Consider the following 699-nt stretch of genomic DNA (forward strand, 5'->3'; position numbering starts at 1 on the left):
TGGCTGCAGCCTCCTGCACCTGGATAAACGAATGAAAAGGAATCTGGGAGCTGAAATGCAGTTGAATCTAAAATACGAATACGCTTAAAAACAGAAGTATATGGAGAAGAAATCGGTATAGATGAGGCCAATTTTTGGTTTAGTAGTTCCGCTAATATGTGTTGCAAAAATTGGACGGCCGCTTTATTAAACCGTTGATTCAATCCCTCAGGACTGATGAGCACTTCTGTTGATGCTTCTAAACAGCTGGATAACTGAGTTAAAGAAGTTGTAGCGACATTTTGGCTCATCCATACACATAAAGCGACTAAATCCTTTGCTTGGTACTTACTGGTTCGCTGCACAAAACCAACATCTCTAGCAATATCTCGTAAGATATTTTGAGATAAGAAGCTTTGAATTTCTTGAGCAAATAGTTGCAATTCATCAGATACAGAAATAGACATACAAAAACGCCATCCTTTCTTATGATTCTACAGAAAGAATAGCGTATTTTTTCATTTTAGGGGGGATTTTGTTTTATTAGCTTGATAGTGATGTGGTGCTACCCCACATCCATCAACTTAAGGTATATTTTTATACAAAATGGGGTCTTTTCACGTAATATTTTATTATCGTTTATAGATGTTATAAAAGTAGGCATATCAAATAAACCCTGACGGGTTTGAATTTTTTTACTATGCTACCTGATGAGTAGAA

At 36.2% G+C, this 699-nt stretch carries 1 protein-coding gene; it reads right to left on the minus strand.

Translation table 11 applies throughout. The features are described from left to right. On the minus strand, positions 1-446 hold a 446-nt coding region (locus AC1DIT_RS28260), incomplete at its 3' end, for a transposase (protein ID WP_476998618.1). Between the last annotated feature and the right edge of the window lie 253 nt (positions 447-699).

The sequence above is a fragment of the Bacillus sp. 05T22 genome (genome assembly GCF_056396765.1).